This window comes from Oerskovia rustica (genome assembly GCF_014836555.1).
Taxonomy (GTDB): Bacteria; Actinomycetota; Actinomycetes; order Actinomycetales; family Cellulomonadaceae; genus Oerskovia; species Oerskovia rustica.
In genome coordinates this window covers 1-5170 of the sequence record NZ_JACSQQ010000046.1, presented here as the reverse complement: position 1 = coordinate 5170, position 5170 = coordinate 1, and the positions used below count along the sequence as shown (strand labels likewise).

The 5170-nt window shown below is 73.4% G+C and carries 4 protein-coding genes and 1 pseudogene; 2 read left to right on the top strand and 3 right to left on the bottom strand.

The annotated features are described in order from the left end of the window. Positions 1-66: 66 nt before the first annotated feature. On the top strand, positions 67-1839 hold the full coding sequence (locus H9652_RS17900) for an FAD-binding dehydrogenase (protein ID WP_191797915.1): 1773 nt from the start codon (positions 67-69) through the stop codon (positions 1837-1839). A 117-nt stretch (positions 1840-1956) separates the two neighbouring features. Here the strand turns inward: H9652_RS17900 and H9652_RS17895 are convergent, their stop codons facing one another. Next, entirely contained in the window at positions 1957-2721 is a 765-nt protein-coding gene (locus H9652_RS17895; protein WP_191797913.1) for a hypothetical protein, read from the bottom strand. A 64-nt stretch (positions 2722-2785) separates the two neighbouring features. Here H9652_RS17895 and H9652_RS17890 point away from each other — a divergent pair, with 64 nt between their 5' ends. Then, positions 2786-3946 carry a hypothetical protein gene (locus H9652_RS17890; RefSeq protein ID WP_191797911.1) on the top strand — a complete coding sequence of 387 codons (1161 nt, stop codon included), beginning with the start codon at positions 2786-2788 and terminating at the stop codon, positions 3944-3946. Positions 3947-4009: 63 nt separating this feature from the next. Here the strand turns inward: H9652_RS17890 and H9652_RS17885 are convergent, their stop codons facing one another. Both H9652_RS17885 and H9652_RS20455 read right to left on the bottom strand, forming a co-directional pair. Next, positions 4010-4699 (bottom strand): hypothetical protein, encoded by a 690-nt coding sequence (locus H9652_RS17885; protein ID WP_191797909.1) that lies wholly within the window; start codon positions 4697-4699, stop codon positions 4010-4012. Between the two features lie 125 nt (positions 4700-4824). Beyond that, positions 4825-5010: pseudogene (locus tag H9652_RS20455) on the bottom strand (hypothetical protein); the annotation flags it as partial. Positions 5011-5170: the final 160 nt, after the last annotated feature.

Sequence of the window (5170 nt, the reverse complement as noted above, 5' to 3'; positions counted from 1 at the left end):
CTGGGGACCTCTCCCTCGACGGCTGGCCTCTACCTCGCGGCGGGGCGCGGGGTCTAGTCTCTGCGCATGAGTGACAACGACGTCAGCATCCCTTCCGCGAGCAACGCCGTCCCGTCGGGCACACCCGCCCACGGGAGCGCTCCCAGCCGGTCCGGCCCTGACCACGCCGAGGTCATCGTGGTCGGCGCCGGGCTCTCGGGCCTCGTCGCGGCCACCGAGCTCACGGCTGCAGGACGCCACGTGATCCTGCTCGACCAGGAACCTGCCGCGAGCCTGGGCGGCCAGGCCTTCTGGTCCTTCGGCGGCCTCTTCCTCGTCGACTCCCCCGAGCAGCGCCGCATGGGCGTCAAGGACACCCCCGAGCTCGCGCTCGACGACTGGCTCGGGTCGGCGAACTTCGCCCCCGGCGCCGCCGACGGCGACGGACCCGACCGCTGGGGCTACGCCTGGGCGCGCGGATTCGTCGACTTCGCCGCGGGCGACATGCGCTCGTGGCTCCACGCCAAGGGGGTGCGCTGGTTCCCGCTCGTCCAGTGGGCAGAGCGCGGCGGCTACCCCGCAGGCGGCCACGGCAACAGCGTGCCCCGCTTCCACGTCACCTGGGGCACCGGGCCCGGCATCCTCGAACCCTTCGTCCGCGCCGCGCTCGACGCCCGGGAGGCGGGCCTCCTCGACATCCGCTTCCGCCACCGCGTCACCGGGCTCGTCGTGACCGACGGCGCCGTGACCGGCGTGCGCGCCGAGATCCTGGCCGACGACCCTGCCGAGCGCGGCGCCCCCTCGGTGCGCGACGTCGTGGGCGAGGTCGAGCTGTCGGCGAGCGCCGTCGTCGTCTCCTCCGGGGGGATCGGCGCGAACCACGACCTGGTCCGCGCGAACTGGCCTGCGTCCGCCGGCGTGCTGCCCGCGCGCATGCTCTCGGGCGTCCCGGACTCGACCGACGGGCTGCTGCTCGGCATCACTCGCGACGCGGGTGCGGCCCTGGTCCACGAGGACCGCATGTGGCACTACCCCGAGGGCATCGCGAACCACTCGCCCGTGTGGACCGACCACGGCATCCGCATCCTGCCCGGCCCCTCGTCGCTGTGGGTCGACGCGCACGGCCACCGGCTGCCCTCGCCCCTGTTCCCCGGCTTCGACGCCCTGGGCTCGCTCCAGCACGTCACGGCCCGCGGCGACGACCACTCCTGGTTCGTGCTCAACAAGGCCATCATGGAGAGCGAGTTCGCGCTGTCGGGCTCGGAGCAGAACCCCGACCTGACCGGCCGGAGCGTGCGGCTCCTGGCGCAGCGGGTCCTGCCCGGGGCCGTCGGTCCCGTGGCGCGGTTCGCGGCCGAGTCCCCCGAGTTCGTGTGGGGCGCGAACCCGACCGAGCTCGCCGCCGGGATGAACGCCCTGACCGACGCGACCCCCGGGTCGCAGGGGCACATCGACGCCGAAGAGCTCGAACGGCTCGTGCGGCTGCGCGACGACCAGGTGCGCTCGGGCCTCGGCAAGGACCACCAGGTCGTCGCGACGGCCATGGCCCGCAAGTTCTTCGTGGACCGGGTCATCCGCGTGTCCCCGCCGCGCCCGCTCACGACGCCCAAGGACGGTCCGATGCTCGCGGTGCGGCTCTCGGTCCTGACCCGCAAGACGCTCGGCGGCCTGCACACCGACACCGACGGTCGCGTGCTGCGCCCCGACGGCTCGGTGTTCGAGGGTCTGTACGCCGCGGGCGAGGCGGCCGGGTTCGGAGGAGGGGGCGTGCACGGTCACCGGGCGCTCGAGGGGACCTTCCTCGGCGGCTGCCTGTTCTCGGGGCGGACCGTGGGCCGAGCGCTCGCACGGAGCCTGTGAGGCCACGGCCGCGACGGCGGGTCGCGGCCTGCCGAGGTAGACCCGTGTGCGCGAGGTAGACCGCCCGGGGGTCTACCTCGCACACACGGGTCTACCTCGACTGCGGGTCCGGGCCCGTCACCAGTCCGCAGGCATCTGCACGGAGTCGTCCGGGCTCACGCGCGACACGCGCAGACCGGGGACGGCGAGCAGCGCCGCGACCAGCTCCTCGCTGCCCCCGAGGTCGGTGGCCACGGTGTCGAGCTCGGTGCACACGAACCACGACCGGTCGTCCGGCCACCACAGCGTCGGCGACTGGTCGAGCGACGCGAACGCCGCCGCCTGCGCGAGCGGACCGTGCCACAGGTGGTAGTCACGGTGCGGTAGCGCGAGCGTCGGTGCGGCGGGCCGCTCGACCTGGCGTGCGGCCCGGAAGGCGTGCGCCGCGGCCTGCGCCCGCGCCTGGGCGAGCGCGAACGACGACCCGGGTGCGTCCCCCTCGCCCACGTCGTCGATCGCGTACGTCAGTGCGGCGAACGACGTCGAGTCCTCGGGCCGCGTCCCGTGGTCGTACAGCCATCCGTACCCGGTCCACAGCGCGAAGTGGCACTCCTGGTCGCCCGTGAACGGCGCGAGGGCCTCGAGGAGCAGGTCCATCTGCTCGGGGCCGGACCCGCCGCCGTGCCCCAGGTAGAGCGACCCCATGCCCTCGTCCTCGTCGGACCACGCGGGCGCGTCCGGGATGCGCGCGTACGCCGCGAAGCCCGACGGGACACACCCGCCGACCGTCCCCGGATCACCCGTTCGGGGCCCGATCCAGTCACCGGCCGACGCGTCGTCGTCCCACGCGACCCCGCCGAGGGGCGGGGGAAGGCCGGGGAGGTGAGCGTCGTCGTCGGGCATGAGGCGAACGTAGCCGCGGCGAGGCCGCCCGGCCACCGGTCGCGCGCGCCGGTACGCTCCCCGCATGACCCCGCCCGACGACGCCGCTCCCCCCGGCCCTGCGGCCCACGGGCCGGACGTGGCCCACCTCGACGTCGCCGGGTGCGAACGCGTGCTGCGGCGCAACGGCCTGCCGCTGCTGATCGAGGACCACTCGGCGCGGCGAGACGTGTTCGGGCGGTCGGCGCCGTTCCTCGTGGTCGTGCTGCTGCTCGAGCTCACCGGGGCGCTGAACGAGGGGTGGCCCTGGTGGGGCAACCTGCTCGCGGTCGCGGGCGGGGCGGTCCTGCTCGCCGCGGCGTACGCGGGGCTCAACGCGCTGCGCGGACGGCACTGGTCGACGCTGCCGCAGGACGTCGGCGGGCCCGAGCTCGCGTTCTTCGTGCTCGTGCCTGCGGTCCTGCCCGCGGTGTTCGGGGGCGAGTGGCGGGCCGCGCTCGTCACGGCCGGCGGGAACCTGCTGCTGCTGGGGCTCGTGTGGGTCGTGGTCGCGTACGGGCTGGGCTCGTCGCTGTGGTGGGGGCTGGCGCGCATCGCGGACGAGCTCGGGGCGTCCCTGATGCGGCTCGTCCGACTCCTGCCGCTGCTCATGGTCTTCTCGCTCGTGCTGTTCTACAACGCCGAGGTGTGGCAGGTCTTCAGCCGGACCGGCGGGGCCGCGGGCGTGATCCTCGGGACGTTCTTCGCGCTGCTCGTCGTGCTGTTCGTGGGACTGCGGCTGCCGACCGAGGCGCGAGGAGCGCTGTGCACGGCGGCCGAGGGGGTGCCGGGGGCCGCGGACCTGCCGCCCCTGACCCGCAGCCAACGGTTCAACGTGGCCGCGATGATCGGCGTCTCCCAGCTCCTGCAGGTGCTCGTCGTCAGCGCCGGGATGGGGATCTTCTTCGTCGCGCTCGGGACGCTGACCGTGACGCCCGAGGTCATGGACCTGTGGGGCATCGACGGGCAACGCGTGCTCCTGACGTTCGACCTGTCCGGGACGACGCTCGTGGTCACGCAGACGCTCGTGCGGGTGTCGGTGGCGATCGCGACGTTCACCGGCCTGTACTACGCGATCTCGGTCCAGGTCGACGCGGTGTACCGCGAGGAGTTCGTCGAGGGGATCGGGGAGCAGCTGCGGGAGGTGCTCGCGACGAGGGTGCGCTACGTGGGTCTGCTGGGGGCCGAGGCCTCGACCGCAGCCTGAGCGCCGAGGTAGACCCGTGTGCGCGAGGTAGAGCTCCGGGGCGTCTACCTCGCGCACACGGGTCTACCTCGGCGTGTGGCGGGCCCGCGCTCGCTCACGGGCGGCGCGCAGCCGGGCCACGAGCCGCTCCGGATCCGACAGGTCTGCCCAGGTGACCCGGATGATCGTCCACCCGGCCTCCACCAGCGCGTCCTGCCTGCGCTTCTCCGCGAGCAACCGCTCCCCGGGCTCTCCGTAGCGCCCGCCGGAGTACTTGACCGCGCCGTCGAACTCGATCCCGATGCGAAGGTCGGGCCAGCCGAGATCGAGCCAGAATGCTCCGAGCCAGGTAGCGACAGGGATCGCCAGGTCGAGCGCTGGCAATCCGGCGTCGACCGCGAACCATCGGACGAGGGACTCTCCCGGAGACTCTGACCGAACGTCCGCCGCGGCGAGCACCCGGCGCGCGCGGACGACTCCCCTCTTCCCGGCGGACTCCTCGAGAACCGTCTCCAGGACCTCGGTCCGGGCTCCGATCCGCAGCGCCGAGTCGGCGATCACGATCCCCTGCGGTTCGCGCAGCCCCCGGAGGCAGTCGACGACGGTTCGCTCCAGTCCCGTCACAGGCAGCCCGTCGAGCGCGCACCTGTCACGGACCGGCAGGTCGGTCCAGTGCCGCCGAAGGACCCTGTCGCCGCTCCGGACCTTCGGGTGTCCGAGCTGCGTGACGTGCACCTCGGCCGCGAGGCGCCACGTCCAGCACCCCCACAGCATGCCGCGTTCACATGGCTGAACCAGAACGGAGTCGTGAGCCGGTTCACGACACCTCTCATCTCCGCGAGAACCTCGGCCTGCCGAGCCAGGGCCGGGGCATCCGTCGGCAAGGGTGCGACGTAGACGCCACGGCGGACCCGCCGTACCTCTCCTGATCGCAGCCTCCGCTCCAGTCGCGTCCGCTCGTCGCCCCGGAACGTCTCGGCGTCGGGGAGTCGACGAGGAGTGAGCTGGCTGAGATCGACGGGTCGTAGCGGAGCGGGCCCCTGTGACGGGCGAGCGGGAATGGGCGGTGGGGGGCTGGATCTCATCCGCGCATCGTGGCCGCCATCGCGGGTCTTCAGGGGCCCGCGATGGCGGCTGTGGATCGCTGAGCAGCCTGTGGGCGCGGCCAATGCGGCCTGAATGCTCAGACTCGTGCGCCACGAGGTAGACCCGTGTGCGCGAGGTAGACCTCCGGGAGGTCTACCC

Bases quoted from the DNA above. Each gene is read 5' to 3' on its own strand.
- H9652_RS17900 (WP_191797915.1), top strand. From the start codon at position 67: ATGAGTGACAACGACGTCAGCATCCCTTCCGCGAGCAACGCCGTCCCG.
- H9652_RS17895 (WP_191797913.1), bottom strand. From the start codon at position 2,721: ATGCCCGACGACGACGCTCACCTCCCCGGCCTTCCCCCGCCCCTCGGC.
- H9652_RS17890 (WP_191797911.1), top strand. From the start codon at position 2,786: ATGACCCCGCCCGACGACGCCGCTCCCCCCGGCCCTGCGGCCCACGGG.
- H9652_RS17885 (WP_191797909.1), bottom strand. From the start codon at position 4,699: ATGCTGTGGGGGTGCTGGACGTGGCGCCTCGCGGCCGAGGTGCACGTC.